This is a genomic window from Lentzea sp. NPDC054927, assembly GCF_053610285.1.
The window spans coordinates 1-25,939 of sequence record NZ_JBSGXZ010000001.1 but is presented as its reverse complement, the minus strand read 5'-3'; the positions used below and the strand labels follow the sequence as shown (position 1 = coordinate 25,939).

The following is a 25,939-nucleotide window of genomic DNA, read 5'->3' as shown; positions in this document are numbered from 1 at the left end:
TCTGCCCTTCTCCTGAAGTGGTTGGTGCACTTCAGTTTTCGGGCGTCCACAGTGGATTCGGAAGACGTCTTCCGTCTGCCCGTGCACAGCAGACGGAAGACGCCCGGCTCACAGCGGATCGAGATACAAGGTGCCTCCGGCGGCGAGCGTCTCGCCGATCAAGCGGTCGTTGGCCTCGTGCATCGCGGTGAGGACCTGTGGTGATGCTGCTGGCGCGTACCTCAGAGCTGCGACGAGGAACACCAGGTCATCGCCGGGCAGGCGAATCAGCGGCGTGGTGATCCTGTCGGTGCGCAACGGGTAGGCGAGAACGAGGCCGAAGTCGCTGTAGAGATCGGCGCCGAGTTCGCGATCAGCGTGGTGAAGCAGATCCTCTGCTGCGGCGCTTGGTACGAGGAGGTTGCACCACGGGTGCGGCGAGTCCCAGAGCCCGACTTCACGCAGGACGGGTTCTCCAGGTGCGAGCCGATCGACGAAGTCCCAGTAGGTCACAGCCTGGGTTTCGGCTTCGCGAAAGGACATGCCGCTGAGATCACCTGATCCGCTGCTCGTTCCGGTGAACGTGACGGCCTCCAGTTCAGCGACATGTTCACCTTCACGGATCTTGAGTTGCCCCTCCACGTAGTCGAACTCTCCAGTGGTCACCAGTTGGCGCTGGTCGGCAACGAGCTGGCCGATGGTGTCGTAGTGGAGTTTGTGCCAGGCAACGGTTTCAGGGGCTTGGACGAGGCGCAGGCTGGCGCGGGTGATCACGCCATTGCGTCCCCTGCCCGCGCGAACTGCATCGAACACGGCGCGGTTCGAACTCGGCGAACACGTCACGACATCGCCGGTAGGGGTGACGACGTCGAGCGAGAGAACGTTGTCGGTCTGGGCGCCGTGATGATGGCTGGCCCCGCCCAGGCCGCCGACGGACAGGGTGCCGCCGACAGTCAGTTCGAGGTAGTCGGTGAGCACTGGCGGCGTCAGCCCGTGCGGCAGGGTCGCGCGCAGCACGTCACTCCATTTCGCGCCCGCGTCGACCACCACCCGGTCTGGTCCCACCTCGCGGACCGCGGAGAGAGCAGTCATGTCGATGACGACTCCGCCGGGCGCCTGAGCTTGGCCGCTGGTGGAGTGACCTTGTCCGCGTGGGACGACGGCGAAGTCGTGCTCGCCGGCGTGCTTGATCACCGCGCTGATGTCGGCCGCGTCGGCAGGCCGCAGAACGGCTGTCGGAAGGTGGTGAACGGTGTCGCCGTAGTCGTGCGCGGCCCACGCGAGCGCGTTCTCATCGATGTCCAGACTTCCGGTGAGCGCGGGCATGGTGCTGAGCGCCTGGTGCACTAGACGTCATCCTTGAGGTTCTCGATCAGCTGTTCCCGCAACCCAGCTGCGGTCGGCTCGGTGTTTCCACTGAGCAGTTCGGCGGCCGCGGACCACGACTTGTGGGCGACGTGGAGGTTGCCGCGGGCGGCGTGCAGGTCGCCGACGCGCCTGTGGATGTGGGCCTGGCTCCAGACGTCGGCGACCTTGTTGAAGGTGCGCAGCGCGTTCTCCAGGTGGTGCAGAGCGACTTCGTATTCGGCACCCGACTCGGCCAGACCCGCCAGCAGGGTCGACGTGCACCCCGAGGACATCAGGTCCTCGGCCTCGTCGAAGATCGTCTGCACCTGCGTGAGCAGAGTCGTGCCCCGGCGGCGTCGCCCGAAGCGGCCAGCACGGATGCCAGGTGCGCGGACGCCACCGCGAACTCCCACTGGTCTTGGGCCTCTGTGCTCAACTGGCGAGCGGCCTCAAGGTGTGTGGTGGCGGCGTCGAGGTCGTTGAGCTGGTAGCAAGCCCGGCCGAGGCCGACGTGGCACGCGGCGACTCCGCTGAGGTCGCCCAGCTCGGTCCTGATCTGCATTGCCTGCCGGTACGGGCCAGCAGACGACGCGGCCTTCAACTCGTCGATGCCCGCGTCGCCGAGTGTCTCCAGCGCCCACGCCTCCGCATCGCGGTGGCCACCCTGCTGCGCCATCTCCAGCGCGTCCCGCAGAGCGGGCACCCACCACGACCAGGCGCGGCGGTGGAACAGCATCTCGTTCACGACCACCGGCAGGTACGCGACCGAGGTGAGGTTCCAGCGAGCGCCGCACCGGACCAGACGAACGAGGAGTTGCAGCTCGTCCTCGAACCACCGGACAGCATCAGCTGGCCGATTGAACGTCAGCGTCGCCATGTCGACCCGAGCGATATCGAGCGGCCTCCTCGGCCGGGACGGCCACAACATCCGGATCGCCGCGGCTCCGGTGTTCAGGTAGAGATCGACCAAACGCGACAGAGCGGCACGTGTTCGAGGATTGCTTCGATGTCGACCCACGACGCCCCCCGTGGTGAGGCGGATCAAGATTCCCCAGAACACCAACCGGTCGGGCACCCGTGGCCGGTGGCAGCCAAGCGGGTGGACTGCCGGAACTCAGGAGTCGCCGCTCACCGACCGATGCTGACGTGGCCGATGGGCCTGCGTTCCGAAGCGACCCACGGTCGCGACCTGATCAGTCGACGGGTTACTGGTTGAAGAACGTCTTCAGTACACGGGCCATGAGTTCGGGGGCGACGACGTGTCCCTGCCCGTCGAGCGTGTGTCGTTCGGTCTGGGGAATGGCAGCAATTATCGCTTTCGCGGCGCGGTCGAAGAAGTCGGTCGGGAGGCCTGCGAACTGGGGCTGGGTGGTCGGACCCTCGGTGGTCACCAGGACCGACTGAGTGATGCGGGCAAGTCGGTTTGTGGGGATCTTGTAGTCATTGAGGACCATGGCGTCCTTGACGAGCGTGTGGGCGAGCGCGACGGACGAGGCCCAGAGCGGGTGCTGTTTGCCAGCCGCAATGTCCGCGTCGGGTCCGCCGGTAAGCCTCATGAACAGTTCCAGGAGCTCCTCGTCCCGGCCGGCTTTGTATGCCTCGTGGGTGTCCGCGATGTACTGGTTGAACCTCGGCCACAGGTCGTCCCCGATCACGTACGGCACATCCCACACCGCGATCTTGTCGATCGCCGAACCTGCCGCTGCTGCCTCCAGCGCGAGGGCGCCGCCAGATGAGGCGCCGTACACGTGAGCTGAGCCGCCGGCTGTCGCAATCAGCGCGTCGAGGTCTTCCACCTCCCGCGCCACGGCGTACGGCGGTGTATTGCCGCTGTCGCCCCGGCCGCGTCGTGCGTAGTTGTAGACCGTGAAATGGTTGGCAAGGAGCCGGGCCAGCGGCGCGTTCTCAGCGCCGTCGTCTAGGGTGCCGCCGACCAGGATTACCGCCGGGCCAGTGCCTTTCCGGTCGTAGGCGATCCTCGTACCGTCGGTAGACGTCACACGAAGTGTCATCTCGTTCACTGCTTCTCTCCATTTCTCGATGCGTGGTCGTCACCGTCGGAGCATGTCGACCAAGGACCACCCGGGGCCCCGTCGCCGTGCCGTGTGTAGCCGATGACGGTGCCGTCGACGGAGGCCACAGATTCACACTCCTAATTTAGTAGCATTCACACCTGTTGTGCAAGTACAATCGGGTGCATGAGCAAGAAGCGGCTGTTCGACGACCCCTGCGGCATCGCGCGAGCGCTGAATGCGGTCGGCGAGCGGTGGGCGTTGCTCGTCGTGCGGGAACTGGTCTTCGGCCCGAAGCGCTACTCCGACCTGCACCGCGGGCTGCCGCAGATGAGCCAGAACGTCCTCGCGCAGCGGTTGCGCGAGCTCGAAGCCGACGGCCTGGTGCGGCGAAGGCGCCTGGGACCGCCTGCGCCCGCCGCCGTGTATGAACTCACGGAGCGCGGGCAGGAACTGGAGCCCGTGCTCCGCGCGCTCGCCCACTGGGGCAGCCGCGCACCGCTGCCCGAGGACGGCGCGGCGGAACTGAGCGTCGACGCGCTGCTGTTCGCCCTGCGCGCCACCTTCGATCCGGCACTGGCGGGTGAGCTGTCGCTGCGCTGCCAGCTGGACGTCGCGGGCGATCGGTTCCGCATCACCGTTGCGGGCGGGCGCCTCGAGTTGGACCGCGGTGAGCACGCCGAACCCGAGGCGTGGCTGACCGTGCCGGAGGCGGCGACATTGCGCGATCTGGTGTTCGCCGGTGCGGCGCTGCACGACGCCGTCGAGCGGGCAGACACCGAGGTGGCGGGCGATACCACGCGGCTCGCCGCACTGCTGCGCTGCTTTCCCGCAGCCGTGCGTTATCCGGCGCCACAGGACCCCGGGCCGACGGATCCCGTGTCGCCGGGCCCCGTTTCACCTAGCCCCGAGTCACCGAACGCCGAACACCCGGATCCCGCCGTCAGCGCAAGAAGTCGTCGGGGGTGAGCGGCAGTCCGCGGACCCCGGACACCGGTGGCGAGGTTACGCCGGCCGACAGTTCAGACTCCGCGGGCCCGCGGAACTCATCGCCGAGACGACGACGCACCACTTGGATAGCGACCCGCAGCTCAACGCCTGGCGCTGGTCCACGACCGAGCATGATCGACTTGTTGCAGTAGCCCATCCCCTAACGGGACGACAGGACCGGGTGGCTACTGGCTCTCCGGCTGGTGAGGTACACCTGTCGCGGCGTCCGGTCGTTGAGGGCTTGGTGCGGTCGCAACGTGTTGTAGGTGTGGCGAAAGCAGTTGATCTCGACGGCCAACGCGTTGCCGTCGCCGATCACCGCCCGATACAGGTGCTCGTACTTCAGCGTGCCGAAGAACCGCTCGACCACGCCGTTGGCCTGTGGGCTCCTCACCCGTGTGCGGATATGGCGGAACAGCGGGTCGTCGCCGGTGAACGCCTCCGCGAACACGGTCCCGCGGAAGCACGGCCCGTTGTCGGTGACCACCGCGACCGGTGCGGGCGCTTCGCCGATGACGAAGTCGTCGGCGTCGATGACGTCCATCCAGCCCCGGTCGGCGCGGAGATCATCGAGGTCGAGGACCCGTTCCGCCTCGACCACCGCACGCCGCAGGCAGGCGAGCGCGTCCTGACCGCGGCTGGTTGGGGTGACGGTGGCGGCCAGACAGTACTTGCTCGCGTAGTCGATAACGGCGCAGATCCGCCAGATCCCGCCGCGGGCGGTCTCGAACTCACTGAAGTCCATCTGCCAGACCCGGTTCCGCTCGGTCGGCGGGTCACGGAACACCCGCTTGCGAAGCCGTGACCAGGATCTGCGGTCGGCGCGGAACCCGGACGGCAGCAGCAGCCCGCGGCGGCGTAACGCCCGTTCCACGGTCGAGGTGGACACTGTGTGGCCGTCGGCGCGCATCATCGCGGCGATCTTGCGGTGTCCCCAGGCGGGCCAGTCCGCGGCGTACTTCGCCGCGGTCGCCTCGACTGTGTCCACCTTCGGCGCGGACCAGGGACCCTTCGACGGGCCGCCAGCGCGGTGACGCGCGAGTCGCCGCCAGTAGGTCCGCTCCGGGATCCCGGCCAGTGCTGCGAACCTCGACACCGACACGTGATGTGTCGCTCTTAGGGCCTCGAGGTCGGCGAAGGGACCGCGTCGATGTACTCCGAGCCCTTCTGCCAGATCCGCAGCTGCACCGTCGCCTCCGCCAGGGCGAGCTTGAGCTCCTTGCACTCGGTGCGGAGCCGCCGCTCGGTCTGCGACTGACCGCCGTCCGGGCCGGGCAGCGACCGGTCCATGCCCGCCTTGCCCGCGTCGACGAACCGGTCCCGCCAGTTCCCCACCGTCGCCGAGGAAACACCATGCCGGCGCGCCGCCTCGGCCAGCGACAACTCGCCCTTCAACACCGCCAAGACGACCTGGATCTGCTCGTCCACCTGCACCTGCCGGGACGGCTTCTGCGATCTGCTCACCCAGACACCCTTCGTGACCGATCAGCCTCGGACCCTGCCACAAAGTCTGACGCACTCCACACGCATCCAATCGAACATATGTACGAACGCGGTGATAGGTTTTCGCGTCATGGATCGGCAGCTTCTCAAACCGTCCCAAATGGACGGCACGCTCACCTACAGGTACGACTCGACCGGACGACCGGTGGCCCTCCTGCCGGCGAGGTGCAAGCTCGGGCGGCACACGCTCGGCCACGCCCGGTTCCGCGCGGTCGTGCGAAACGGTGAGGCTCACATCAGCTGCCTCGCGTGCGCGACCAACGGCGCCGACGACGTCTGGCGGCTGGCGGCCACGGCGCCCGCTCCCGACAGCGCCGAGCTGTCCGAGGAGCGCTACTTCGAACTCGTACTCCACCGCGCAAGCCGAGCGTTGACCACGGTAGGCGGACATGGCGCTTAACAGTCCGTACACCGTTTGGGAGGGCGACGACGTCCACGGCCGGCGGGCTGTGCTCACCAGCGTCGGGGTCCAGTTGGATCGCCTGTTCGCCCGCGTCGCAGGTGCACCTCGACACGTGATCGAGACCGGCCTGGACATGACCGGCGAGGTGCCCGGCAGGCTTCACGGCCGATTCCCGAGTGTCGACGGCGACTGGTTCGGCGTCGTCAACTACGAGATCGGCTACGCCGACGGCCGGCCCGAGAAGGTGTATCTCGTCGACCAACTGGTTCCGTTCCACGTGCTGCGCCTGCGCGACAGAGCCGAGCTGCGCTGACGGGCGAAGCTAGGCCGTTCGGGTTACCTTCAGATTCCTGGTGAGCAGGCAACACGCCAGGATCGGAGGCCGCGGTGGCACACGACTCCGTTCCCGCCTGGATCAACCCCATGCTCGCCAAACCCGACGGCGGCCGCCTGCGCGAGGGGCGGCAATGGGCATACGAGTACAAACTGGACGGCTACCGCGTCGCAATGCGGATCGCGGCCGACGGAACGACAGTGCTGACCAGTCGCAACGGTCTCGACCTCACCGCCGAGTTCACCGAGTTGACCGGCGTGCTCACCGCGGCGCTGCAAGGGCGCGCCGCGGTGCTCGACGGTGAGGTCGTCGTCTACAACGAGGCTGGCCAGATCGACTTCGGCCTGCTGCAGCAACGTCGGGGCCGCTTCCAGAAACACCGCACCGCCAAACGCGCCGACCCCTTCGAGGACGTGCCGGTCCGCTTCCTGGCGTTCGACCTCCTGCAGCTCGACAACCAACTCCTCCTCGACCAGCCGTATGAACAGCGACGGCATCAGCTCGCCGAGCTCCCGATGCCCGATCCGTTCCGGATCACCGTCGTGCCCTCGTTCACCACCGGCGACCTCACCGCAGAGCGCCTAACCCCGCAGCGGCTCCTCGAACGCGTGGCCGCGGAAGGCCACGAAGGACTCGTCGCGAAGCGACTGGATTCCCCCTACCTCCCTGGCAAGCGCCCCGATTTCTAGTGCAAGCACCCGCTCGTACAGACACGCGAGGTCATCGTGTGCGGATGGCGGCCCGGCCAGAGCGGCTTCACCGGCACCGTCGGCGGCCTCCTGCTCGGCGCGCACGATCCAGACACAGGCGAGCTGGTCTACATCGGCGACGTCGGCACAGGCTTCACCCGCCAGGAACGCGACCAGCTGCGCGACCGGCTGCAACCGTTGGAGCGTTCCGGTCATCCCTTCGCGACTACTCCACCGCGCGAGGACGTGGTGCGCGCCCGGTGGGTAGATCCGGTGCTGGTCGGCGAGGTGCGGTTCCGGCAGTTCACCCGCGGCGACGACGGCCGGCTGCGGCACACCGCGTGGCGCGGCCTGCGCGCGGACCGGGAACCCTCCGAGGTGATCGCGCCGCAACCCGGCCGCCCCGGCCCTCAACCCGCAGCTGCGCCACCCGAGATCAGAAACCGCGTGACGGTGAACGCCGGTGGACGCACGCTCATACTGTCCAACTTGGACAAGCCCTTGTATCCGGACGGCACCACCAAGAGCGAGGTCATCGCCTACTACAGCCGCATCGCGCCGATCCTGCTGCCACATCTGCGCGACAGGCCTGTCACGTTCGTACGGTTCCCCAACGGGGTTCACGGACAGAAGTTCTTCCAGAAGAACACCGACGCCAGCGCACCGGACTGGCTGCCGACCGTGCCACTGCGCGGCGGCGGCTCCCGACGCGGAGCCGACGCCGACGAGATCGTTCGCTATCCCCTGCTGGAAGAGCTCGCCGCACTCGTGTGGGCCGCCAACCTCGCCGCGCTCGAACTGCATGTTCCTCAGTGGATTGTTTCGGGCGGCACGCGCGGCCTGCCGAACCGGCTCGTGTTCGACCTCGATCCCGGTCCTGGCACCACGATCGTCGACTGTTGCCGGGTGGCCGAACGGTTGTACGACGTGCTCGTCGCCGACGAGCTCGTTCCGGTCGCCACGACATCAGGCTCCAAGGGCCTCCAGGTCTATGCGGGGATCGAGACGGCGAACGCCAAAAGTCCCTCGGCCTATGCAAAAGCCATCGCGGTGGCGTTCGAACGGGAAACACCACGCCTGGTCACAGCCACGATGGCCAAGGCGCAGCGCGAGGGCAAGGTGTTCATCGACTGGAGCCAGAACAACGCCGCCAAAACCACCATCTCGCCATACTCACTACGCGGTCGTGACGAGCCGACCGTCGCGACACCGATCACCTGGGACGAGGTCCGCGGATGCCGCCGCACGGAACAGCTGACGTTCCACGCCGACGACATGCTCGACCGCGCCACAGAACTCGGAGACCTCTTCTCGCCAGTCGAGCGGGACAGAGCACCCCTTCCCGATTGACGTCGCGCGAACGGGTCGTCGACAACGGTGCGAGGCTGCGGACCGCTGTCGATACGCACAACACGCACCCCACGAGCTGACCGGTGACGAGCGAGCAGCCAAACTGATCGGGTGAGCAGCGCTATGTCCAGCCAATCGGGCACACCGGGTCAGTGGGTGCTGCTGTCCTACCGGATTCCCCGCGAGCCGTCCACACCCCGCATCACGGTGTGGCGCAAACTCAAGCGGCTGGGCGTCGCTCAGCTCGGCGACGGACTGGTCGCGTTGCCCGCGGACGCCCGCACCCGCGAACACCTGGAGTGGATCGCCGAGGAGGTCCTCGAGGCCGACGGTTCCGCCATGGTGTGGCTGGCCCAACCGGCCAGCCTCGACCAGGAGCGTCAGCTCGCCCAGACCATGGCGGACGCCCGCGCCGCCGAATACGCCAACGTTCTCGCCGACGCCGAGCAAGCTGCGGCATCGACGGAGCCGGAGCGGCTTCGGGTCATGCGACGACTGCGTGCCGAACTGCGCCGCATCCACCGCCGCGACTACTTCCCTCCCCCGCAACGACTGGCCGCCGAACGCGCGGTCACCGGCTTGCACCCGGACAACACACAGCAGGAGACCGCATGAAGTGGGCCACCCGCGCCGGCATCCACATCGACCGCGCCGCCTGTGCCTGGCTGATCCGCCGCAGCGTCGACGCCGAGGCGGAGTTCGTGTTCGTCACCGACCCCGCTGAGGTGCCACCGGACGCCACACCGTTCGACATGCGCGGGGTCGACCTCGGCCACCACGGCGGGGACTGCAGCTTCGAGACCATCCTGCGCCGGTACGACATCACCGACCCGGTGCTGTGGCGGATCGCGGAGATCATCCATGAAGCCGACATCGACGACGAACGCTATGACGCGCCTGAAGCTCCCGGCCTCGACGTCGTTCTCCGCGGTCTGTCCATGATCGGCGACGACAAGCACACGCTCACCGTCACCAAGCCGATCTTCGACGGGCTCTACGAGTACTTCAAACGCGCTGGGCTCCTCGGCCGCGAGCCGGCTTAAGTCAGCGAGCGGTGATCGTCAGGTCGTCGAAGCATGTCTGGGAGTCGGCCTTGGTCCACAGGCCGACTCGCCCGGCGGTGAAGGTCGAATCGGTCGCGGTGACCAGGCGGGTGCCGTCGAGGTAGCTGGTCATGGTCGAACCGTCCACCTCGAGGCGCAGCTCGTGCCAGGAGCCCGCGGCCACCGGGACGCTGGACTCCTTGATGCTGCTGCGTTTGCCGTCGACGTAGGTGTAGAAGTTGACGTTCCCCTCGAGGGCGTTGGCCCGCAGGATGTAGTAGTTGTCCTTGTCCACGACGCGGAAGATGATTCCGGCGGCCTGGTCCTCTTTGCCGGAGATGGGGTTGAACCGCACGGTGACCACTCCGTCGCGATAGTTGCCGGTGGTCAACGCGATCGCGGGGAAGGTCGCATCCCCGGTCTGGCACAGCGCGTTGGTTCCGTTCTCCGGACGGACTGTCCAGGTGCCGTCGAACGCGGCGGGCACGTCGGTGTTCTCGTCGAACGTGAACCGTTCGGTGTGGCCTGCCGCAGCGGTCGACCCCTGAGTGGGCGCGCGTCCTTCGACCGGACTGGACGTGCATCCGGCCAGTAGGAGCGTCAGTGCGAACAGTGTGCGGATCATCTTGGCGTTGCCTCGCGATCGCTGGTGGCGGCACGGAAGATGAGCCACACCTCGGCTCCGCCTTCCGCGTGGTTGGCGGCGCCGTGCCCGATGGCGCCGGCTGCGGAGATCGCCAGCCCGAGGCCGGTGCCCGAGCCCGAACGGGCGGCGTCGGCGCGACTGAAGCGGTCGAAGGCGTGCGGGAGGAACTCCGGCGGGAAGCCGGAGCCGTGGTCGCGCACCCTGACCTCCACCTGTCCGTCCACCCAGCGTCCGGTCACGACAACCGGCGGGCGGCCGTGCCGCTGGGCGTTGTCGACCAGGTTCGTAACCGCACGTTCGAGTCACAGGGGCTCGGCCGCCGCCGCGAGCTCCGGAGGACTGTCGACGTCGCAGCCGCGCCGGCCCGCGATGCGATCGAGCAACGGGGACAGGAGGACCACGGAGTCTGGCACGTCGGCACGTGGCTGGTCGGAACGGGCGAGCAGGAGCAAGTCCTCGGCGAGCCTGACGACGCGCCGGGTCTCCTCGTGCGCCGACCCGAGTGCGGCGGTGAGTTCCTCCACGGTGCGGGGACGGCGCAGTGCCAGGTCCAGCTCGATCTGCAGCAGGCTCAAAGGCGTGCGCAGCTCGTGGCTGGCGTCGGCGACGAACTGCCGTTCGCGGTCCAGTGCGGCCTGCAACCGGCCGAGCATGTCGTTGAGCGTCTCGGCGAGACGGGCGATCTCGTCACGACCGAGAGGGACGTCGAGACGGCGATCCGGCGTGGTGTCGGTGATGGCCGCAGCCTGGGCACGCAGTCGCTCCACCGGGCGCAATGCCGCTGCCGCAAGGAGATACGCACCCATTGTCGCCACCACCAGGACCAACGGCAGCGCGATCAGGAGTTCCACCCCGAGGTCGCGCAGTGCCGCCTCACCCGCATCGCCGGACGGATACTCAGTCTGGGTTTCCTCGAACCGGTTGAGCGTCAGGTAACCGGCTCCGGCGAGGACGAGGGCCATCGCCGCGGCGAACACCGCGGTCAGCCGGACGCGCAACGGCAGGTGGTTCACCGCGGGCCTGGCACACGAGTGCGGCCGCCGTCGCGGCGCAGCCGGTATCCGGCACCGCGCACGGTCTCGATCGCGGCCGCCTCGAACGGCCGGTCGATCTTGTCGCGCAGGGCGCGGATGTGCACGTCGACGACGTTCGAACCGCCGCGGCCGGCCAGGTCCCAGCAGTGTTCGAGCAGCATGTCGCGCGTGAACACCGTGCCTGGCCGCCGAATCAGCGCCTCCAGCACGGCGTACTCCTTGCCCGTCAGCTCGATCGCAGAGTCGCCACGCCATACCTGATGCGTGGCGGGGTCCAGTCGCAGGTCGCCCGCTTCGAGGAGCACTGGGCGTTCCACCGGGCCGCGGCGAATCAACGCGCGCAGGCGGGCGAACAGCTCGTCGAGGCTGAACGGCTTGGTGAGGTAGTCGTCGGCGCCGCCGTCCAGACCGCGCACTCGGTCGGCGATCGCATCGCGCGCGGTGAGCATGAGTACTGGGGTCCAGACTCCGTTGCGGCGCAACCGATCGGCCACCTGGAAGCCGTTCACCTCCGGCAGCATGACGTCGAGCACGACGAGGTCGAACGATGCGACGGCCGCCAGCGTGAGCGCTTCCCGACCATCAGCCGCCGTGTCGACGGCGTAGCCCTCCTCGGTCAGGGCGCGGTGCAGCAACCCTCGCATCTTCGGCTCGTCCTCCACCACCAGAATCCGCATCGCCCGTCACCCTGCCCCGCCTGCGTGAAGCCCCGATGAAGATCACGCTCGGTACCTTCATCCGGTCTTCATCTCCGGTCACTACAACCGTGCATCAGCACTCCGCGACTTCCTCAGGAGCGACCACTGTGATCGACTGGAACACCATCCTCTACGGCGCCGCGTTGTCCGCGGTCGCCGCGGCAGTCCTGCTCGCCCTGGCGGTGCGCGGCCGCCGACCTGCTGTGATCGCCCTCGGCACGGCGGCCGCTGTGATCGGCCCTGTGGCGTGGAACGCGATCCTGCGCGCCACGAACGGCACCCAGTTCTTCGTCGACGCCCCCATCGCCGCGTTCCCGGTCAGCTGGCAGGACACCGGCTCGGGCGTGTTCACCCTCGCCGCCGCGGTTCTCACCTACGGGCTCCTTCCCGCCGAACCGTCCCGCCGCGTCGCCGCGTACGCACTGCTGGCGGCTCTCGCCGCCCTAGTCGTCGACGTGTACCTCTACTGAGTTTGAAACCACGGTTACATTAGCCGATGTGACCTTTGTCCTCGACGTCGTCACGGTTCGCCGCGGCTCGGCGCACGTGCTCAACGGGGTCAGCGCCCGCATCCCGGCCGGTCGCTGCACCGGCGTGATCGGCCCGAGCGGAGCGGGCAAGACCACGCTGCTGCGCCTGCTCAACCGGCTCGAGGAACCCGATGCCGGCAGGATCCTGCTCGACGACGTGCCTCTGACCGAGCTCGACGTACTGCCACTGCGCCGCCGTGTCGCCCTGATCGCCCAGAGACCGGTCCTGCTCACAAACCACGTGGCCGACGAGCTCCGGATCGGACGGCATGAGCTGTCCGAGAGCCAGGCCGACGACCTCCTGACCATGGTCGGCCTGCCCTCGTCCTTCGCGGCGCGTGCGACCCGCGAGCTGTCCGGCGGTGAGGCGCAGCGGGTCTGTCTCGCGCGAGCGTTGGCCGTCGAGCCAGAGGTACTACTGCTGGACGAACCGACCTCCGCACTCGACGAGGTGAGCGCCGCGCTGATCGCCGACCTCGCCAAGGCACACGCGGCAGGAGGCGGCACGGTCGTGCTGGTCAGCCACAACCTCGACCTCGTCCGGGACGTCGCCGACGAGGTACTCGTGCTGGAGCACGGAAGGCTCGTCGCTCGAGGAGAGGCGCGGTGATGGCCGATGTGTCCCCGCTCGACTGGAGCGGTGTCGCCGCCTCGCTGCTGCTAGTCGTCCTCGTCGCCGCTGTGACGTACTGGCAGCGCCTGCACGTCACTCGCGAGCTTGCGATCGCCTCCGTTCGCGCGGCGGTCCAGCTGATCGCGGTCGGGGCACTGCTGGTCTTTCTGTTCGCCCACACCGGTCTTCCCGGTGCCCTTGCCTGGGTTGTGGTCATGATCCTGATCGCAGGTCAGGTGGCCGGTCGCCGCGGTGGCGGGCTGCCACGCGCCCGTTGGGCCGCCACCGCCGGGGTGGCGACGGGCAGTGCCGTGACGCTCGGCGCACTGGTGGTGCTGGGTGTGATCTCCACTCAGGCAAGGGTGATCGTCCCGATCGGCGGCATGATCGTGTCGGGTGCGATGCAGGCGGCCGGCGTGACGTTGCATCGCATCAACGAAGACGTCCGCCAGTCTCGCCCGGCCATCGAGGCCCGGTTGTGCCTCGGCCTACCCGCCCGCGAGGCCTTCCTCCCCCATCAACGCTCCGCGCTGCGCATCGCGTTGATGCCCGCGATCGACTCCACGAAGGTCGTCGGACTGATCAGCCTGCCGGGGGCGATGACCGGGCTGATCCTGGCGGGCGTCGACCCGCTGACCGCGATCCGGTACCAGATCGTGGTGATGTACATGCTCCTCGCCGCAGCCGCGCTGGCCGCGCTCGCGACCGCCCGTCTGGCCGAGCGCACACTTTTCGACGACGCCCACCGGCTGATCAACTTGTCCGTGGCGCCATAGTAAAAACATCGGCATTGACATTTCCTATGGTCGCCCTCCAGAACACTAAACGACACATAATTCGACACCTTCTCGACCGGCAAGTGCCCATTCGCGTTGCAAATGACAATCGGGTCAACCGGCGGAACGACACTGGTCCACCGACCGCAACCAGCTAATTCCTTGCCGTTTGGCAAGCAATAAAACCGCTGGTGAAGGGCGGAACGAATTCTTGTAGCTCGGCTATCGAGGGGTTAGCATTCCTGCGTTCCACGGGGAGTAACCACGGTTGCACTCAAGCCCCGCGCCTGTCGGCGAAGGGTTTATTCGGCACGCCCGCACGGAGGACTGATGAATTTGGACCGCCGCCAATTGCTGTTGTCAGCTGGTGCAGCCGGAGCAGCGCTGGGAATCGGGCTTCCCGCCGTCGGGCACGCCGATCCATCGACCACCAACGACGGCGAGTCGTGGCGACACCTCTTCGTGCTGGACCGCGACCCGCTGTTCATGAACGTCGGCACGGTCGGCTCTCCCCCGCGCGCCGTGCTGACCGCCGAGACAAACGAGCTCAACCGGGTGGCACGGCAGGCGGCGAGCAACTACCACGGCACGTTCCCCGACATCCGCGCCCAGGTGGCGCCCGGTTTCGGCTGCGACCCCGACGAGCTGTGGCTCTCGGGCAACACCACCGAAGGCGTCGGGACCGTCCTCAACGGACTCGCGCTCGGTGCCGGTGACGAGGTGCTCACGACCAACCACGAGCACCCGGCGGTCAACACGCCACTGGCGATCCTGCGCAACCGGCGCGGCATCGCCGTCAAGCGCGTCGCTCTCCCAGTCGGCGACAACCAGCGGGCCGAGGACTACGTGACGTTGTTCGAGAACGCGATCACGCCGCGCACCAAGGTGTTGCTGTTCTCTGCGCCGATCTTCCGGACCGGCACCATGCTGCCGATCCGCCTGCTCGCGCAGCTGGCGCAGCGGCACGGGCTGATCAGCGTGTGCGACGGCGCGCACGTGCCGGGCCTGTTCGCGTACCAGTACCGGGAGCTAGGCGTGGACTTCCTCGCCGGTTCCGGCGGCAAGTGGCAGTGCGGCCCCGCGCGTACCGGCGTGCTGTACCTGCGCAACAAGGTGCTGCCCGCCTTCAACCCCAACCCGCTGCCGGAGTTCTGGCCCGCGATCACCTCCACCCAGGACTACCCGGACGCCGGCCTCCCGCCCCGCACCACCAACGGCGCCGCCTCCTACGACGTCGCAGCGCTGTTGCAAGACGTCGGCAACCCCAGCCTGGCTCAGATGACCGGTTTCGCCACCGCCTGCGCGACCTGGGACCGGTTGGGCCGCAAGAAGATCCAGGACTACGCCATCGGCCTGGCGAACCGGCTCAAAGCCGGCGTCGCCGAACGGTGGGGCGTCGGCGCCCTCTACAGCGCGAAGTCCGATCCCAGGCTGCTCTCGGCGATGACCGCATTCAACCCGTTCGCACGGCCCGCCGACGTGCAGGACAAGGCCAAGGCTGACGCGTTCGTCGCGCGACTGCTCACCGAACACCACATCACCATCCGCAACACCATCGTCCCGGTGATCGGATCACCGCTACCGCACTACGCGATGCGCGTGTCCACTCACCTCTTCCACCACCGCCAAGACGTCGACCGGTTCCTCGACTCCGCCTGGCGCGTGTCACGGGCCATGGCCTGATCAGAAACAAGGGGGGAACCGATGACAACAACAGTGACAACAGAACCGCAGGATCGAACGGACCGTCCACCGGGCAAACGCGCGGCCCTGATGTACGTGCTCGTCGTGGTGCTGCTGGCCGCGGCGGTGTTCGCGGCGGTCGGGAGTGCCAACGCCCGGCTCAATCCGTACGTATACGACGACAAGGCCATCGCCGAGATCGCGCAGGGGCTGGCCGACGGCAAGAACCTGGCCAACTACGACCCGAACATCGACCTGCGCAAGGTGCGCAAGGCGACCATCGAGCGGATGACGACCACACCGGACGTGGTGATCTTCGGTGGCAGCCGGTGGCAGGAGGCTCGGTCGGAGATCGTCCCCGGCGGCCACAAGGTGTTCAACGCCTTCGTGAGCAACGACCAGGTCGAGGACATGCTGGCGTTGACCAACATCCTCGACAAGGCGGGCAGGCTGCCGAAGACCATGGTGTTCAGCCTGCGGTTCGTCTCGCTGCAGCCGGTACCCCAGCGCACCACGTACGACTGGAAGGGCTGGCAGTCCGACTACGTCGAGATGGCACGCCGCCTCGGTGTCCCGCCGGTGTCCTATGCGGACAGAGCGCCGGTGCAGCAGGTGTCGGGCCAGTACTCGTTCCCAGACCTGTTCAGCCGTTGGTTGCAGGTCGATGCCGCCGCGTCCGGTCCGAGGATGACCGCGGAGTCGGAGACCGAGAATCTCGACATCATCGCCGCTGACGGTTCACTGCACTGGTCCGGGGAGAGCAAGGCGAAGTTCACCAAGGCTTTCGTCGACAAGTTCGTCGACGGCGAGATCCTCCGAGCCGGACCGACGAAACCGGGCATCGACCGCGGCGAGGTCGAGCTGATGGGCAAGCTCATCGACTGGCTGAATGCCAAGGGCGTCAAAGTGTTCGTCGCCCAGTCGCCCTACCACCCCGGGTACTGGCAACGCATCCAGAGCTACCCGTTCGCCAAGACGCTGCACGGGCTGCAGGCAGTCGCCTCCGAGCTGCAAGCGACCCATGGCGCGATCGCGTACAACCACTACGACCCGGCGGGCTACCCGAACTGCGGGCCGGAGAACTTCGTCGACCACATCCACCCGACGTGGCAGTGCATGCAGGACGTGTTCAACGACATGCCCGACCTGGTGACCGGGGTGAAGAGATGACGCTGACCTTCACGTCCTACCTGTTCCTGATCGGCTTCCTGCCGATCGTCATCGCGGGCTACTACCTGCTCACCTGCATCTTCAGCAGTCAACGGCCTGCGCTGATCTGGCTGATCGCCGCGTCGTTGGCCTTCTACTCCTTGCAGGGCGAGGGGTTCCTGCTCGTTCTGATCGCATCGGTGGCGTTCAACTTCCTGGTGGCGTGGTGGATGAGCACCCGCGAGCAAGGAAGCGGCGCACGCCGAATCGCACTCGCGGCCGGGCTCGTGGGCAACCTCGCCCTGCTCGGGGCGTACAAGTACACCGGTTTCCTCGCCGACAACATCAACGCGCTGTTCGGCACGCACCTCAGCGGGTCGACGGCCGCGTACCCGATCGGGCTGTCGTTCTACACGTTCATCCAGATGGGCTTCCTGATCGACTCCTTCGCCGGTCAGGGCAAACGGCCGGACGTTCTGCGCTACACGCTCTTCGGCACCTTCTTCCCCTACGTGACCGCAGGTCCGCTGGTGCGTCCCGGCGAGGTGCTCGACCAGCTCGACACCCCGGTGCGGCAGCGCACCGGCACCACGCAGATCGCCGTGGGCGTGACGATGTTCGCGATGGGCCTGTTCAAGAAGGCCGTCCTCGCCGACAGCGTCGCCCCGTACGCGGGCACCTTGTTCACGTTCGCCTCCGGCCACGACAACATCGGCGTGACCAACGCGTGGCTGGGCATGCTGGCCTACACCCTGCAGCTGTACTTCGACTTCTCCGGCTACACCGACATGGCCCTGGGCATCGGCTACATGCTCGGCATCCGGCTGCCGCTGAACTTCAACTCACCGCTCAAGGCGACCAGCATCATCGAGTTCTGGCGTCGCTGGCACATGACGATGACCCGCTGGTTCACCGACTTCGTCTACACCCCGCTGGCTGCCACCCTCATGCGGCGCAGCATGAGCAAGGGGCACTCCACGGCAGTCCGCGTGCTGCTGGTGCTGTGCCTACCCGTGCTCATCACGTTCCTGCTTGTCGGGCTGTGGCACGGCGCCGGCTGGGGCTTCGTGATCTGGGGTGCGATCCAGGGCGTCGCCATGGCGATCAATCTCGTCTGGCGCGAAGCCAAGTTGCGCATGCCCGGTGTCCTCGGATGGCTGCTGATGATGATCGTGTTCGCGTCCTCGCTGACCTACTTCCGCGCACCCAACCTCGGTGCCGCCCACACCGTCCTGCTGGCCATGTTCGGGTTCGGTCCCTCCGGCGCTCCAATCGGCCAGTTCTACGGCACCACCAACCTGTTCGGAGCTGTCACCGTCATTCCGGCGGTGCTGTGGGTGCTGGCGTTGCTGGCGATCGCGGTCTTCTTCCCGCGCAACACGCAGGAGATCCTCGGCCGCTACGAGGTCGGCCTGCCCACCATGGCCGGCGCCCTGCCGGACAAGCCGTCACGGATCCGGCTGAGCTGGCAGCTGAACATGCGGTGGGCGTTGCTCACCGCGGCCGCCGCAGCAACCGCGCTGGTGTTCGCCGGCGGCCCGTCACCGTTCCTGTACTACCGATTCTGAGGGGAGCAGAGTCATGACACTGTCCGAGGTTTTCGCCGAGGTCTTCGAAGAGCCCGCGACCAGCTTCACCGACGAGTCCGACCAGCAGTCGGTGCCCAACTGGACGAGCATGCGCCACGTCGCCCTTCTCGTCAGGATCGAGAAGGCGTTCGGCACGCGGTTCAGCAACGCCGAGATGGCGACCATGCGTTCCATGGGCGACATCCGCTCCGTTCTGTCCCGCAAGGGAGTCGAAGCCGCATGAGCGACAGACTCCCGCTCATCGCCGATCCCGCCACGGTGCGGGATCCGGTGATGTGCCGACGCCACCACCAACTGCCCGACTCCGTCCAGCAAGCCCTTGCAGGCCACGGGCTTCCGCTGTGGGTCGTGCTGGCAACCGCGTTCGCTCGCGTGGTCGCCGACTGGTCCAGCCAGCCGCAGATCCGCTTCACCGTGCCACCGGATCACACAGTCACCGTCGACATGGACCCGCGGCGCTCGTTCCTCGACTGCGCCCACGACATCAGCGCCCAGCTCCAAGAGCCCGCGACAACCTTCGCCGCCAGCTCTCTGCTGATCCACCGGATCGATGACGGCCTCACGTGGGACACCGCCGACGGCTTGTTCGCGGCCGGCGTGGTCGACGCCATGACGACGGCACATGAGGCCCTCTTGCACACCCTCACCAACCACGCGTGGCACGAGCCGCTACCGGAATGTGTGCCTCCGGAGCAGATCCGGCTCAGGGAGAAGGTCAACGCCACCGATCGCCCGTTCGACGACGTGCTGCTGCACGAGCCGTTCTGGCAGCAGGCGGAACTGACCCCGGACGCTGTCGCCGTGATCGGCGAGCGGACCCTCACCTACCGCGAGCTGCGTCATTGCGCCGCTCAGGTCGCCTCGCTGGTGCGCGGGCACCGGATGATCGCGGTGATCATGCACAAGGGCTGGGAACAGGTGCCTGCCGTGATCGGCGCGCTGGCCGCAGGCGCGGCCTACGTGCCGATCTCGCCGGATCTCCCCGCCGAACGACTACACCACCTGCTCCACCATGCCGAGGTCACCATGGCGGTGGCCCAACCTGGTGTCACGGAAAACCTGCCGTGTCCGCACATCGAGATGGACGACAGCTACCTCGTGGGTGAAGAACCTGTCGTCGAGTGGTCACAAGAGCCAACGGATCTCGCCTACGTCATCTACACGTCCGGCTCGACCGGACTGCCCAAGGGCGTGATGATCGACCACCGCGGCGCCCTCAACACCGTGCTGGACATCAACCAGCGCTTCGACGTCGGCGCCAACGATCGCGTGTTCGCGTTGTCCTCGCTCAGCTTCGACCTGTCCGTGTACGACATCTTCGGCCCACTCGCCGTCGGAGCCGCCATCGTCCTGCCCGCTCCTGGGACGGACCGCGCGCCGTGGGAATGGGCCGAACTCCTGGCCCAGCACGACGTCACCGTGTGGAACAGCGTCCCCGCCCTCATGGAGATGCTCGTCGAGTACACCGCCGGACGCGAACTGCGGCTCGCAGACTCCTTGCGGCTGGTGCTCATGAGCGGCGACTGGATCCCGGTGTCACTGCCGGACCGGATCCGCGCACTGTCCACCCCGAACATCAGGCTGATCGGCATGGGTGGCGCCACCGAAGCGTCGATCTGGTCCAACTTCTACGAGATCGGCGCGGTGGACCCGAGCTGGCCGAGCATCCCCTACGGCACACCGTTGTCGAACCAGTCGTTCGAAGTCCTCGACGCCGGCCTGCGCCGCAAGCCCGACTGGGTGCCGGGCGAGCTTCACATCGGCGGCCGCGGCGTTGCCCTGGGGTACTGGCACGACCCCGAGAAGACCGCCAGATCGTTCATCACCCATCCGGTGACGGGCGAACGTCTGTACCGCACCGGCGACCTCGGCCGTTACCTGCCGGACGGCAACCTGGAGTTCCTCGGCCGCGAGGACTTCCAGGTCAAGATCAACGGCTTCCGCGTGGAACTCGGCGAGATCGAAGCCACGCTGCTCTCCCACTCCGACGTCACCGGCGCCGTCGTGGTCGCCACCGGCAGCCGCAACAGCAAACGCCTCGCTGCCTACGTCACACCGGCCAACGCCGACGTCGACACCCTCCGCAAGCACCTGGAGGCCAAACTGCCGCCCTACCTGGTGCCGGAACGCATCTCCGCACTCCCCCAGTTCCCCTTGACCCACAACGGAAAGGTCGACCGCACCGCACTGCCCTGACTACCAACCGAGCAGGCCTGCCACCAGACCCAGGACCGCCGCCACCCCGAGCACCCGCAGCACAGGCCACTTGAGCCGGAAGACGAGCACCGCGGCCACCAGCGCGATGACGAGCGAGCTCGGCCGGAAGGTGGCCAGGTCGGGCACCTGCATGCGCAGCGGACCGGTGTGAGTTTCCGCGAACAGCGTGTGCAGCGCGAAGTACAGGGCGAGGTTGGCGATGACGCCGACCACTGCGGCGGTGATGCCGGTCAGCGCGGCAGACAAGGCATGGTTGCCGCGCAACCGTTCGATGTACGGCGCCCCGAGGAGGACGAACAGGAAGCACGGCACGAACGTCACCCAGGTCGTCAGGAGCGAGGCGATCACCCCGGCCAGCCACGGATTCACGCTGCCGGGGTGGTGATAAGCGCCCAGGAACGCGACGAACTGGACCACCATGATCAGCGGTCCAGGAGTGGTCTCCGCCAGAGCCAACCCGCGCACCATGTCCCCGGCGGAGAGCCAGGCGTAGTGCTCCACTGCACGTTGGGCGACGTAAGCAAGTACTGCGTAGGCACCACCGAACGTGACCACCGCGGTCCCGGAGAAGAACAACCCCTGCTGCGTGAACACACTGCCGATCCCGGTCACCGCCGCCACCACCGCGACCGGTACGAACCACGCCGTCAGCCCGACACCCAGAATGACGGCGGTGCGACGCTTCGACGGCTGGTCGTGGTGCAACTCGTCGTCCGAGATCAGCGGCACCGGACCATCAGGTTCCCCTCCATGGCCGCCAGCCGTGACGAGTGCTGGCCGCCAGCGGTGCAGCAACCATCCAGCCACGGCCGCCACGAGAATCACCACTGGAAACGGCACGCCGAACACGGCCAGCGCCACGAACGACACGACCGCGAAGCCGACCAGCACCGAACTGGTCAACGCCCGCGAACCCACCCGCCACACCGCTTGAGCGACGATCGCCACCACCGCCGGCGCCAGACCGGCGAAGATCGAAGTGACCACCTTCGTGTCGCCGAATCCGACGTAGATCGCCGACAGTCCCAGCAGGGCAACGAGTCCCGGCAACACGAACAACGTCCCTGCGACGAGACCGCCGCGCATGCCGTTGAGCAGCCATCCGACGTAGATGGCCAACTGCTGGGCCTCCGGGCCGGGCAACAACATGCAGAAGTTCAACGCGTGCAGGTACCGCTTCTGCCCGATCCAGCGCCGCTCGTCCACGAGGTGCCGCTGCATCACCGCGATCTGCCCGGCCGGACCGCCGAACGTCTGCAGGGAGATGGTGAACCAGGCCTTCACCGCCTGTCCAAACGGCACCACGTCACGACGTGCGGCCTTCTCGGACTCGCTCGCCGTCATCGCAGCGTTGCCGCCAGCTCCGTGACCCGGCTGCGGATCTCCTCACACATCGCGTCGTCGAACACCGAGTGCGCGAGCTGCCACGCCACCGCGCCCTCGAGCGGGTTCTCACAGTCGATCGCGACGACGAGATCCGCCTGCGGCACAGCGGAGATCGGCCGTGGCACCTCCTCATCCAGCAACGCCTCCACCGGCGTCCCGGCCAGCAGCCGACCCGCGTGTGCGCTGACCTCCGTCTGGGGTTCGATCCCCGCCGTGGTCGCACTCCAGTGCGGAACACCAGCACCGTTGAACCAGGCCGCCGCCATCCGGCTCTTCCCCGCCCCATGCGGGCACACGAACAGCACCGTCTTGTCGCGCTCGGACATGACCACCTCCGTCGGCGGAACTGTAACCGTGGTTACACTCAACCGCGACGGCCGTAGGCGGATTCTCAGGCAGTGGTATCGATGTCGGTGACGCCGAGGCCCAGGTGCTCGATGTGGTAGACCGCCTCGTCGAGCAGCATCGCGACGTGGTTGTCGTACAGGCTGTAGACGACGCTGCGTCCCTGACGCGTGCCGGTGACCAGCCCGAGCGCCCGCAACAGCCGAAGCTGGTGTGAGACCGCGGACTGCTCCATCTCCACGGCGTCCGCGAGTTCGTTGACCGGGCAGGCGCCATGGCGGAGGCGGGTCAGAATGCGCAGGCGGCTCGGCGTCGCCAGCGCCTGAAGGGTGGCCGCCACCGTCGCCGCCGACTCGGCGTCCAGCTGCGCCGGCGGTGTGGTCCTGCCCTCGACTCCGTGACCCATGACGGTATCCTACTCAGTGAACACATGAAGAGGTCTTCAGATGTTCCTGTATGGTGCCCGGCGTGACTTCGACGCTCCTCATCGACAGCCCGCACCGGACACCAGCACCCAAGCGCTCGCCGTTCGCGATCACCGAAGTCCGCTGGGCGATCGCGGCCACCGCCCTGTTCCTGCTCGGCGTCGGCGCGAAGCTCGTGGACTCGGCACCGTGGACGTGGTGGACGCTGCTGCTCGCCTGTTACGTCGCCGGCGGCTGGGAACCCGCTCTCGCCGGGATCAAGGCTCTGCGTGACCGCACGCTCGACGTCGACCTGCTGATGATCGTCGCGGCGATCGGCGCCGCCTCCATCGGACAGGTCGTCGACGGCGGCCTGCTGATCGTCATCTTCGCGACGTCCGGCGCGCTCGAAGCCGTGCTCACCCAGCGGACCGCGGATTCGGTGCGCGGCCTGCTCGACCTCGCACCGCAGCGGGCGTGCCTGCTCCTGCCGGACAGCAGCGAGCGGGAGGTGGACGCGGAAACGTTGCAGATCGGCGACGAGATCCTCGTGCGCCCCGGCGAGAGGATCGGCGCGGACGGCGAAGTCGTGGACGGCAGCAGCGAGGTCGACGAGGCCTCCATCACCGGCGAGCCGCTACCGGTCCCGAAGCAACGCGGGCAGGAGGTCTTCGCGGGTTCGCTCAACGGCACAGGTGTGCTGCGAGTGCGGGTCGACCGCGATCCGAAGGATTCCGTGATCGCCCGGATCGTGGAGATGGTCGAGCAGGCCTCGGCCACGAAGGCGAAGACGCAGCTGTTCATCGAGAAGGTCGAGCAGCGCTACTCGGTCGGCGTGGTGGCCGCGACGCTGGCGTTGTTCGCACTGCCGCTGCTGTTCGGCGCGGCGCTCGAGCCCACGTTGCTGCGGGCGATGACGTTCATGATCGTGGCCTCGCCGTGCGCACTGGTGCTGGCGACGATGCCTCCGTTGCTGGCGGCGATCGCGAACGCGGGCAAGCGTGGCGTGCTGGTGAAGTCTGCCGTGGCCATGGAGCAGCTCGGCACGGTCAGCGTGGTGGCGTTCGACAAGACCGGCACCCTCACCGAAGGCACACCGCAGGTCGTCGGCATCGCCACCGAGCAGGACGAGGACGAGGTGCTCGCGCTGGCCGCGGCGGCCGAACAGTTCAGCGAGCACCCGATCGGGCGGGCCATCGTGGCCGAGGCGCGGCGGCGAGAACTTCGCCTTCCCCCGGCCGGCGACTTCCAGGCCACACCGGGCGTGGGCGTGACCGCGCGGGTCTCTGGACACTCGGTTGCCGTGCGGCGACACGACTCCCAGCACAACACCGCGGTCGAGGTCGTCGTGGACGGCCGCCAAGTCGCCGTCATCGAGCTCGCGGACCAGGTCCGGCAGTCAAGTCAAGCCGCAGTGTACGAACTCACCGCTCTCACCGGACAGAGCCCTGCTCTGCTTACGGGCGACAATCACGCAGCGGCACAACGGGTTGCAACTGCCGTCGGCATCGGCGAGGTACGCGCGGGTCTGTTGCCACAGGACAAGGTGCAGGCAGTGCGCGAGATGAGCGGCAACGTGCTGTTCGTGGGGGACGGCGTGAACGACGCGCCTGCGCTCGCGACGGCGCACGCAGGTATCGCCATGGGGCGCAAAGGCTCCGCGCTCACCGTGGACACCGCCAACGCGGTCGTGGTGGGCGACGACCTCACCGTGGTCCCCGCGGTGGTAGCGCTCGCCCGACGCGCACGGCGGGTCGTGGTCGCCAACCTCGTGATCGCGGGGACGTTCATCGTGGTGCTGTCGGCGTGGGACCTGTTCGGGACGCTGCCACTCCCCTTGGGCGTCGCGGGCCACGAAGGCTCGACCGTCCTCGTGGCGCTCAACGGGATGCGGTTGCTGACTTTCGGCCGACGGCTCTAGCGAGGCCAACGCTCGTGGTGGTCGTCGATGCGGAACTCGTGAGCGTGCCGCCACGCGCCGCCCGCGAGCACCGCGTCGTGCAGATGGTCGTGATCGGGCTCGAGGTCCTGATGCACGTGCTCCACCACCTCCGGGTCATGCGTCGGCCACAGGCGCCATGCCACGAGCGCCGCAACCGCCGTGATGCCGCCAAGGACGATGAATGCCGTGGTCATGTTCGCGGCGGTGGCCACCCACCCGGCCAGCGGGTAGCACAGCAACCAGCAGGCGTGTGACAGCGCGAAGTCCGCGGCGAACAACGCGGGCCGATCGCAGGAGTCAGCGGATCGGCGCAGAAGCCGCGCACCCGGTGTCAGCGCGAACGAGCATCCGGCACCGATCAACACCCACAGCACCAGCAGCGCGGGCCAATGCCATCCGCCGAGCAGCGAGGCAAACGTGGAACCGGCGAACAGGAGTACGACCAGTGCCACCGAGGCTCGCAGCACAAGAGCGCGGTCGGTCAGGCGGTCAAGCAGCTTGGGCAACACCAGCGCGGCGGCCAATGATCCGACGCCGTTGAACGCCAGCGCAATGGCAACGTCAGAGGCGCCGCGGCCGAGCACATCACGCACGTAGGCGACCGTGTTCACCAGCACCATCGAACCCGCTGCGGCCGCCGCGAGGTGCACGGCCAGCAACCCGCGCAAGCGCGGTGTCGCCAGGTAGATCCGAATACCGCGAGTCGTTGCCGCATAAAGGCTTTCATCGCGCCTCACCGGCCTCGGCCGCGGCACCACCGCCGAGACCACGAGCAGAGCGGAACCGACGAAACCGATCGCCGTGCCGAGGAACAGGTCGTTGAAGCTCATCAGCACGAGCAACGCCGCGGCCAGCGACGGGCTCAGCAGGCCTTCGAGGTCGTAGGCCATCCGCGAGAGGGTGACTGCGCGCGTGTACTCGCGTTCGTCGGGCAGCACGTCCGGGATGGTCGCCTGGAAGATCGGTGTGAACGCCGCCGAAGCCGCCTGCAGCAAGAAGATCAGGACGTAGATCTGCCAGATCTGGTCCACCCACGGCAGCGTCACCGCGACCCCAGCGCGCACGAGGTCCAGCGTCACGAGCACGGCGCGGCGTGGCAACGCCCCGAGCAGCGCGGCCGCGATCGGGGCCACGCCGACGTAGGCGATCATCTTGATCGCGAGTGCGGTACCGAGCACCGCCCCCGCATCCGCGCCGGCCAGGTCGTAGGCCAGAAGTCCCAGCGCGACGGTCGCCAGGCCGGTGCCGGTGAGGGCCACGACGTGTGCGCCGAACAG

Annotated in this window: 29 protein-coding genes and 1 pseudogene; 16 read left to right on the top strand and 14 right to left on the bottom strand. The window is 67.7% G+C overall.

Annotation, left to right across the window (positions count from 1 at the left end):
- Positions 1-108: 108 nt before the first annotated feature.
- The 4 genes from ACWGE0_RS00150 to ACWGE0_RS00135 all read right to left on the bottom strand — a co-directional run bounded on the left by ACWGE0_RS00150 (position 109) and on the right by ACWGE0_RS00135 (position 3,338).
- Positions 109-1,305, bottom strand: a complete 1,197-nt coding sequence (locus tag ACWGE0_RS00150) for an FAD-binding protein (RefSeq protein ID WP_452258663.1) — start codon at positions 1,303-1,305, stop codon at positions 109-111.
- Positions 1,306-1,325: 20 nt separating this feature from the next.
- A complete protein-coding gene (locus ACWGE0_RS00145) occupies positions 1,326-1,652 on the bottom strand; it encodes a hypothetical protein (protein WP_452258662.1) in 327 nt (108 codons plus the stop codon).
- Entirely contained in the window at positions 1,619-2,296 is a 678-nt protein-coding gene (locus tag ACWGE0_RS00140; protein WP_452258661.1) for a hypothetical protein, read from the bottom strand. The genes ACWGE0_RS00145 and ACWGE0_RS00140 overlap by 34 nt, the downstream gene beginning before the upstream one ends.
- Before the next feature lie 235 nt (positions 2,297-2,531).
- Positions 2,532-3,338, bottom strand: a complete 807-nt coding sequence (locus ACWGE0_RS00135; RefSeq protein ID WP_452259315.1) for an alpha/beta fold hydrolase — start codon at positions 3,336-3,338, stop codon at positions 2,532-2,534.
- A gap of 186 nt (positions 3,339-3,524) precedes the next feature.
- Between ACWGE0_RS00135 and ACWGE0_RS00130 the strand changes: the two genes are divergently transcribed.
- Positions 3,525-4,307, top strand: coding sequence for a winged helix-turn-helix transcriptional regulator (locus ACWGE0_RS00130; RefSeq protein WP_452258660.1), 783 nt, complete (start codon positions 3,525-3,527; stop codon positions 4,305-4,307).
- A gap of 181 nt (positions 4,308-4,488) precedes the next feature.
- Here the strand turns inward: ACWGE0_RS00130 and ACWGE0_RS00125 are convergent, their stop codons facing one another.
- Positions 4,489-5,424 (bottom strand): transposase, encoded by a 936-nt coding sequence (locus tag ACWGE0_RS00125; RefSeq protein ID WP_452258659.1) that lies wholly within the window; start codon positions 5,422-5,424, stop codon positions 4,489-4,491.
- A 20-nt stretch (positions 5,425-5,444) separates the two neighbouring features.
- On the bottom strand, positions 5,445-5,792 hold the full coding sequence (locus tag ACWGE0_RS00120; RefSeq protein WP_091680007.1) for a helix-turn-helix domain-containing protein: 348 nt from the start codon (positions 5,790-5,792) through the stop codon (positions 5,445-5,447).
- Positions 5,793-5,901: 109 nt separating this feature from the next.
- On the opposite strand from ACWGE0_RS00120, the gene ACWGE0_RS00115 reads away from it, so the two are divergent.
- The 6 genes from ACWGE0_RS00115 (at position 5,902) to ACWGE0_RS00090 (ending at position 9,650) form a co-directional block, all read left to right on the top strand.
- A complete protein-coding gene (locus tag ACWGE0_RS00115; RefSeq protein ID WP_452258658.1) occupies positions 5,902-6,231 on the top strand; it encodes a hypothetical protein in 330 nt (109 codons plus the stop codon).
- The gene (locus ACWGE0_RS00110) at positions 6,221-6,547 is read left to right on the top strand and encodes a hypothetical protein (protein WP_452258657.1); all 327 of its coding nucleotides are present in this window, start codon (positions 6,221-6,223) and stop codon (positions 6,545-6,547) included. The genes ACWGE0_RS00115 and ACWGE0_RS00110 overlap by 11 nt, the downstream gene beginning before the upstream one ends.
- 74 nt (positions 6,548-6,621) lie before the next feature.
- Complete coding sequence (locus ACWGE0_RS00105; RefSeq protein WP_452258656.1) at positions 6,622-7,257, top strand: ATP-dependent DNA ligase; 636 nt, start codon at positions 6,622-6,624, stop codon at positions 7,255-7,257.
- Between the two features lie 36 nt (positions 7,258-7,293).
- A complete protein-coding gene (gene ligD / locus ACWGE0_RS00100) occupies positions 7,294-8,607 on the top strand; it encodes a non-homologous end-joining DNA ligase (RefSeq protein ID WP_452258655.1) in 1,314 nt (437 codons plus the stop codon).
- A gap of 123 nt (positions 8,608-8,730) precedes the next feature.
- A complete protein-coding gene (locus ACWGE0_RS00095; RefSeq protein ID WP_452258654.1) occupies positions 8,731-9,222 on the top strand; it encodes a Chromate resistance protein ChrB in 492 nt (163 codons plus the stop codon).
- Entirely contained in the window at positions 9,219-9,650 is a 432-nt protein-coding gene (locus tag ACWGE0_RS00090; RefSeq protein WP_452258653.1) for a chromate resistance protein ChrB domain-containing protein, read from the top strand. The genes ACWGE0_RS00095 and ACWGE0_RS00090 overlap by 4 nt, the downstream gene beginning before the upstream one ends.
- Position 9,651: 1 nt before the next feature.
- On the opposite strand, the gene ACWGE0_RS00085 is transcribed toward ACWGE0_RS00090, so the two are convergent.
- The 4 genes and pseudogenes from ACWGE0_RS00085 to ACWGE0_RS00070 all read right to left on the bottom strand — a co-directional run bounded on the left by ACWGE0_RS00085 (position 9,652) and on the right by ACWGE0_RS00070 (position 12,007).
- Positions 9,652-10,275 carry a LamG-like jellyroll fold domain-containing protein gene (locus tag ACWGE0_RS00085; RefSeq protein ID WP_452258652.1) on the bottom strand — a complete coding sequence of 208 codons (624 nt, stop codon included), beginning with the start codon at positions 10,273-10,275 and terminating at the stop codon, positions 9,652-9,654.
- Positions 10,272-10,586, bottom strand: a pseudogene (locus tag ACWGE0_RS00080) (sensor histidine kinase); the annotation flags it as partial. The pseudogene ACWGE0_RS00080 and the gene ACWGE0_RS00085, both read right to left, overlap by 4 nt.
- 12 nt (positions 10,587-10,598) lie before the next feature.
- A complete protein-coding gene (locus tag ACWGE0_RS00075; protein WP_452258651.1) occupies positions 10,599-11,309 on the bottom strand; it encodes a histidine kinase dimerization/phospho-acceptor domain-containing protein in 711 nt (236 codons plus the stop codon).
- Positions 11,306-12,007 carry a response regulator transcription factor gene (locus ACWGE0_RS00070; RefSeq protein ID WP_452258650.1) on the bottom strand — a complete coding sequence of 234 codons (702 nt, stop codon included), beginning with the start codon at positions 12,005-12,007 and terminating at the stop codon, positions 11,306-11,308. The genes ACWGE0_RS00075 and ACWGE0_RS00070 overlap by 4 nt, the downstream gene beginning before the upstream one ends.
- Positions 12,008-12,135: 128 nt before the next feature.
- On the opposite strand from ACWGE0_RS00070, the gene ACWGE0_RS00065 reads away from it, so the two are divergent.
- From ACWGE0_RS00065 to ACWGE0_RS00030, 8 genes are all read left to right on the top strand, one after another.
- Positions 12,136-12,498: a hypothetical protein gene (locus tag ACWGE0_RS00065; protein ID WP_452258649.1), complete on the top strand. Its 363-nt coding sequence runs from the start codon at positions 12,136-12,138 to the stop codon at positions 12,496-12,498.
- A 28-nt stretch (positions 12,499-12,526) separates the two neighbouring features.
- Complete coding sequence (locus ACWGE0_RS00060) at positions 12,527-13,168, top strand: ABC transporter ATP-binding protein (protein ID WP_452258648.1); 642 nt, start codon at positions 12,527-12,529, stop codon at positions 13,166-13,168.
- The gene (locus tag ACWGE0_RS00055; RefSeq protein WP_452258647.1) at positions 13,168-13,947 is read left to right on the top strand and encodes an ABC transporter permease; all 780 of its coding nucleotides are present in this window, start codon (positions 13,168-13,170) and stop codon (positions 13,945-13,947) included. The genes ACWGE0_RS00060 and ACWGE0_RS00055 overlap by 1 nt, the downstream gene beginning before the upstream one ends.
- A gap of 330 nt (positions 13,948-14,277) precedes the next feature.
- Complete coding sequence (locus ACWGE0_RS00050) at positions 14,278-15,630, top strand: aminotransferase class V-fold PLP-dependent enzyme (RefSeq protein ID WP_452258646.1); 1,353 nt, start codon at positions 14,278-14,280, stop codon at positions 15,628-15,630.
- A gap of 21 nt (positions 15,631-15,651) precedes the next feature.
- On the top strand, positions 15,652-16,800 hold the full coding sequence (locus ACWGE0_RS00045; protein WP_452258645.1) for a hypothetical protein: 1,149 nt from the start codon (positions 15,652-15,654) through the stop codon (positions 16,798-16,800).
- The gene (locus ACWGE0_RS00040; protein WP_452258644.1) at positions 16,797-18,347 is read left to right on the top strand and encodes an MBOAT family O-acyltransferase; all 1,551 of its coding nucleotides are present in this window, start codon (positions 16,797-16,799) and stop codon (positions 18,345-18,347) included. The genes ACWGE0_RS00045 and ACWGE0_RS00040 overlap by 4 nt, the downstream gene beginning before the upstream one ends.
- A 13-nt stretch (positions 18,348-18,360) precedes the next feature.
- Positions 18,361-18,591, top strand: a complete 231-nt coding sequence (locus tag ACWGE0_RS00035) for an acyl carrier protein (RefSeq protein WP_452258643.1) — start codon at positions 18,361-18,363, stop codon at positions 18,589-18,591.
- The gene (locus ACWGE0_RS00030) at positions 18,588-20,564 is read left to right on the top strand and encodes an amino acid adenylation domain-containing protein (RefSeq protein WP_452258642.1); all 1,977 of its coding nucleotides are present in this window, start codon (positions 18,588-18,590) and stop codon (positions 20,562-20,564) included. Before ACWGE0_RS00035 ends, ACWGE0_RS00030 begins: the two co-directional genes overlap by 4 nt.
- Here ACWGE0_RS00030 and chrA read toward each other — a convergent pair whose 3' ends face one another.
- From chrA to ACWGE0_RS00015, 3 genes are all read right to left on the bottom strand, one after another.
- Entirely contained in the window at positions 20,565-21,929 is a 1,365-nt protein-coding gene (gene chrA, locus ACWGE0_RS00025) for a chromate efflux transporter (RefSeq protein ID WP_452258641.1), read from the bottom strand.
- Positions 21,926-22,297: a hypothetical protein gene (locus tag ACWGE0_RS00020; protein ID WP_452258640.1), complete on the bottom strand. Its 372-nt coding sequence runs from the start codon at positions 22,295-22,297 to the stop codon at positions 21,926-21,928. The genes chrA and ACWGE0_RS00020 overlap by 4 nt, the downstream gene beginning before the upstream one ends.
- A gap of 65 nt (positions 22,298-22,362) precedes the next feature.
- On the bottom strand, positions 22,363-22,722 hold the full coding sequence (locus tag ACWGE0_RS00015) for an ArsR/SmtB family transcription factor (RefSeq protein WP_452258639.1): 360 nt from the start codon (positions 22,720-22,722) through the stop codon (positions 22,363-22,365).
- 50 nt (positions 22,723-22,772) lie between these two features.
- Between ACWGE0_RS00015 and ACWGE0_RS00010 the strand changes: the two genes are divergently transcribed.
- Entirely contained in the window at positions 22,773-24,641 is a 1,869-nt protein-coding gene (locus ACWGE0_RS00010; RefSeq protein WP_452258638.1) for a heavy metal translocating P-type ATPase, read from the top strand.
- Here ACWGE0_RS00010 and ACWGE0_RS00005 read toward each other — a convergent pair.
- Positions 24,638-25,939, bottom strand: a 1,302-nt coding sequence (locus ACWGE0_RS00005) for an MFS transporter (protein ID WP_452258637.1), incomplete at its 5' end; no start/stop codon positions are given. The two genes, ACWGE0_RS00010 and ACWGE0_RS00005, sit on opposite strands and share 4 nt — an antisense overlap.

What these genes read in the sequence shown, in the direction of transcription:
- ACWGE0_RS00150 (WP_452258663.1), bottom strand. Translation starts at nt 1,305, where the DNA reads ATGCCCGCGCTCACCGGAAGTCTGGACATCGATGAGAACGCGCTCGCG.
- ACWGE0_RS00135 (WP_452259315.1), bottom strand. Translation starts at nt 3,338, where the DNA reads ATGACACTTCGTGTGACGTCTACCGACGGTACGAGGATCGCCTACGAC.
- ACWGE0_RS00130 (WP_452258660.1), top strand. Translation starts at nt 3,525, where the DNA reads ATGAGCAAGAAGCGGCTGTTCGACGACCCCTGCGGCATCGCGCGAGCG.
- ACWGE0_RS00115 (WP_452258658.1), top strand. Translation starts at nt 5,902, where the DNA reads ATGGATCGGCAGCTTCTCAAACCGTCCCAAATGGACGGCACGCTCACC.
- ACWGE0_RS00110 (WP_452258657.1), top strand. Translation starts at nt 6,221, where the DNA reads ATGGCGCTTAACAGTCCGTACACCGTTTGGGAGGGCGACGACGTCCAC.
- ACWGE0_RS00095 (WP_452258654.1), top strand. Translation starts at nt 8,731, where the DNA reads ATGTCCAGCCAATCGGGCACACCGGGTCAGTGGGTGCTGCTGTCCTAC.
- ACWGE0_RS00090 (WP_452258653.1), top strand. Translation starts at nt 9,219, where the DNA reads ATGAAGTGGGCCACCCGCGCCGGCATCCACATCGACCGCGCCGCCTGT.
- ACWGE0_RS00085 (WP_452258652.1), bottom strand. Translation starts at nt 10,275, where the DNA reads ATGATCCGCACACTGTTCGCACTGACGCTCCTACTGGCCGGATGCACG.
- ACWGE0_RS00070 (WP_452258650.1), bottom strand. Translation starts at nt 12,007, where the DNA reads ATGCGGATTCTGGTGGTGGAGGACGAGCCGAAGATGCGAGGGTTGCTG.
- ACWGE0_RS00055 (WP_452258647.1), top strand. Translation starts at nt 13,168, where the DNA reads ATGGCCGATGTGTCCCCGCTCGACTGGAGCGGTGTCGCCGCCTCGCTG.
- ACWGE0_RS00050 (WP_452258646.1), top strand. Translation starts at nt 14,278, where the DNA reads ATGAATTTGGACCGCCGCCAATTGCTGTTGTCAGCTGGTGCAGCCGGA.
- ACWGE0_RS00045 (WP_452258645.1), top strand. Translation starts at nt 15,652, where the DNA reads ATGACAACAACAGTGACAACAGAACCGCAGGATCGAACGGACCGTCCA.
- ACWGE0_RS00040 (WP_452258644.1), top strand. Translation starts at nt 16,797, where the DNA reads ATGACGCTGACCTTCACGTCCTACCTGTTCCTGATCGGCTTCCTGCCG.
- ACWGE0_RS00035 (WP_452258643.1), top strand. Translation starts at nt 18,361, where the DNA reads ATGACACTGTCCGAGGTTTTCGCCGAGGTCTTCGAAGAGCCCGCGACC.
- ACWGE0_RS00030 (WP_452258642.1), top strand. Translation starts at nt 18,588, where the DNA reads ATGAGCGACAGACTCCCGCTCATCGCCGATCCCGCCACGGTGCGGGAT.
- chrA (WP_452258641.1), bottom strand. Translation starts at nt 21,929, where the DNA reads ATGACGGCGAGCGAGTCCGAGAAGGCCGCACGTCGTGACGTGGTGCCG.
- ACWGE0_RS00020 (WP_452258640.1), bottom strand. Translation starts at nt 22,297, where the DNA reads ATGTCCGAGCGCGACAAGACGGTGCTGTTCGTGTGCCCGCATGGGGCG.
- ACWGE0_RS00015 (WP_452258639.1), bottom strand. Translation starts at nt 22,722, where the DNA reads ATGGGTCACGGAGTCGAGGGCAGGACCACACCGCCGGCGCAGCTGGAC.
- ACWGE0_RS00010 (WP_452258638.1), top strand. Translation starts at nt 22,773, where the DNA reads ATGGTGCCCGGCGTGACTTCGACGCTCCTCATCGACAGCCCGCACCGG.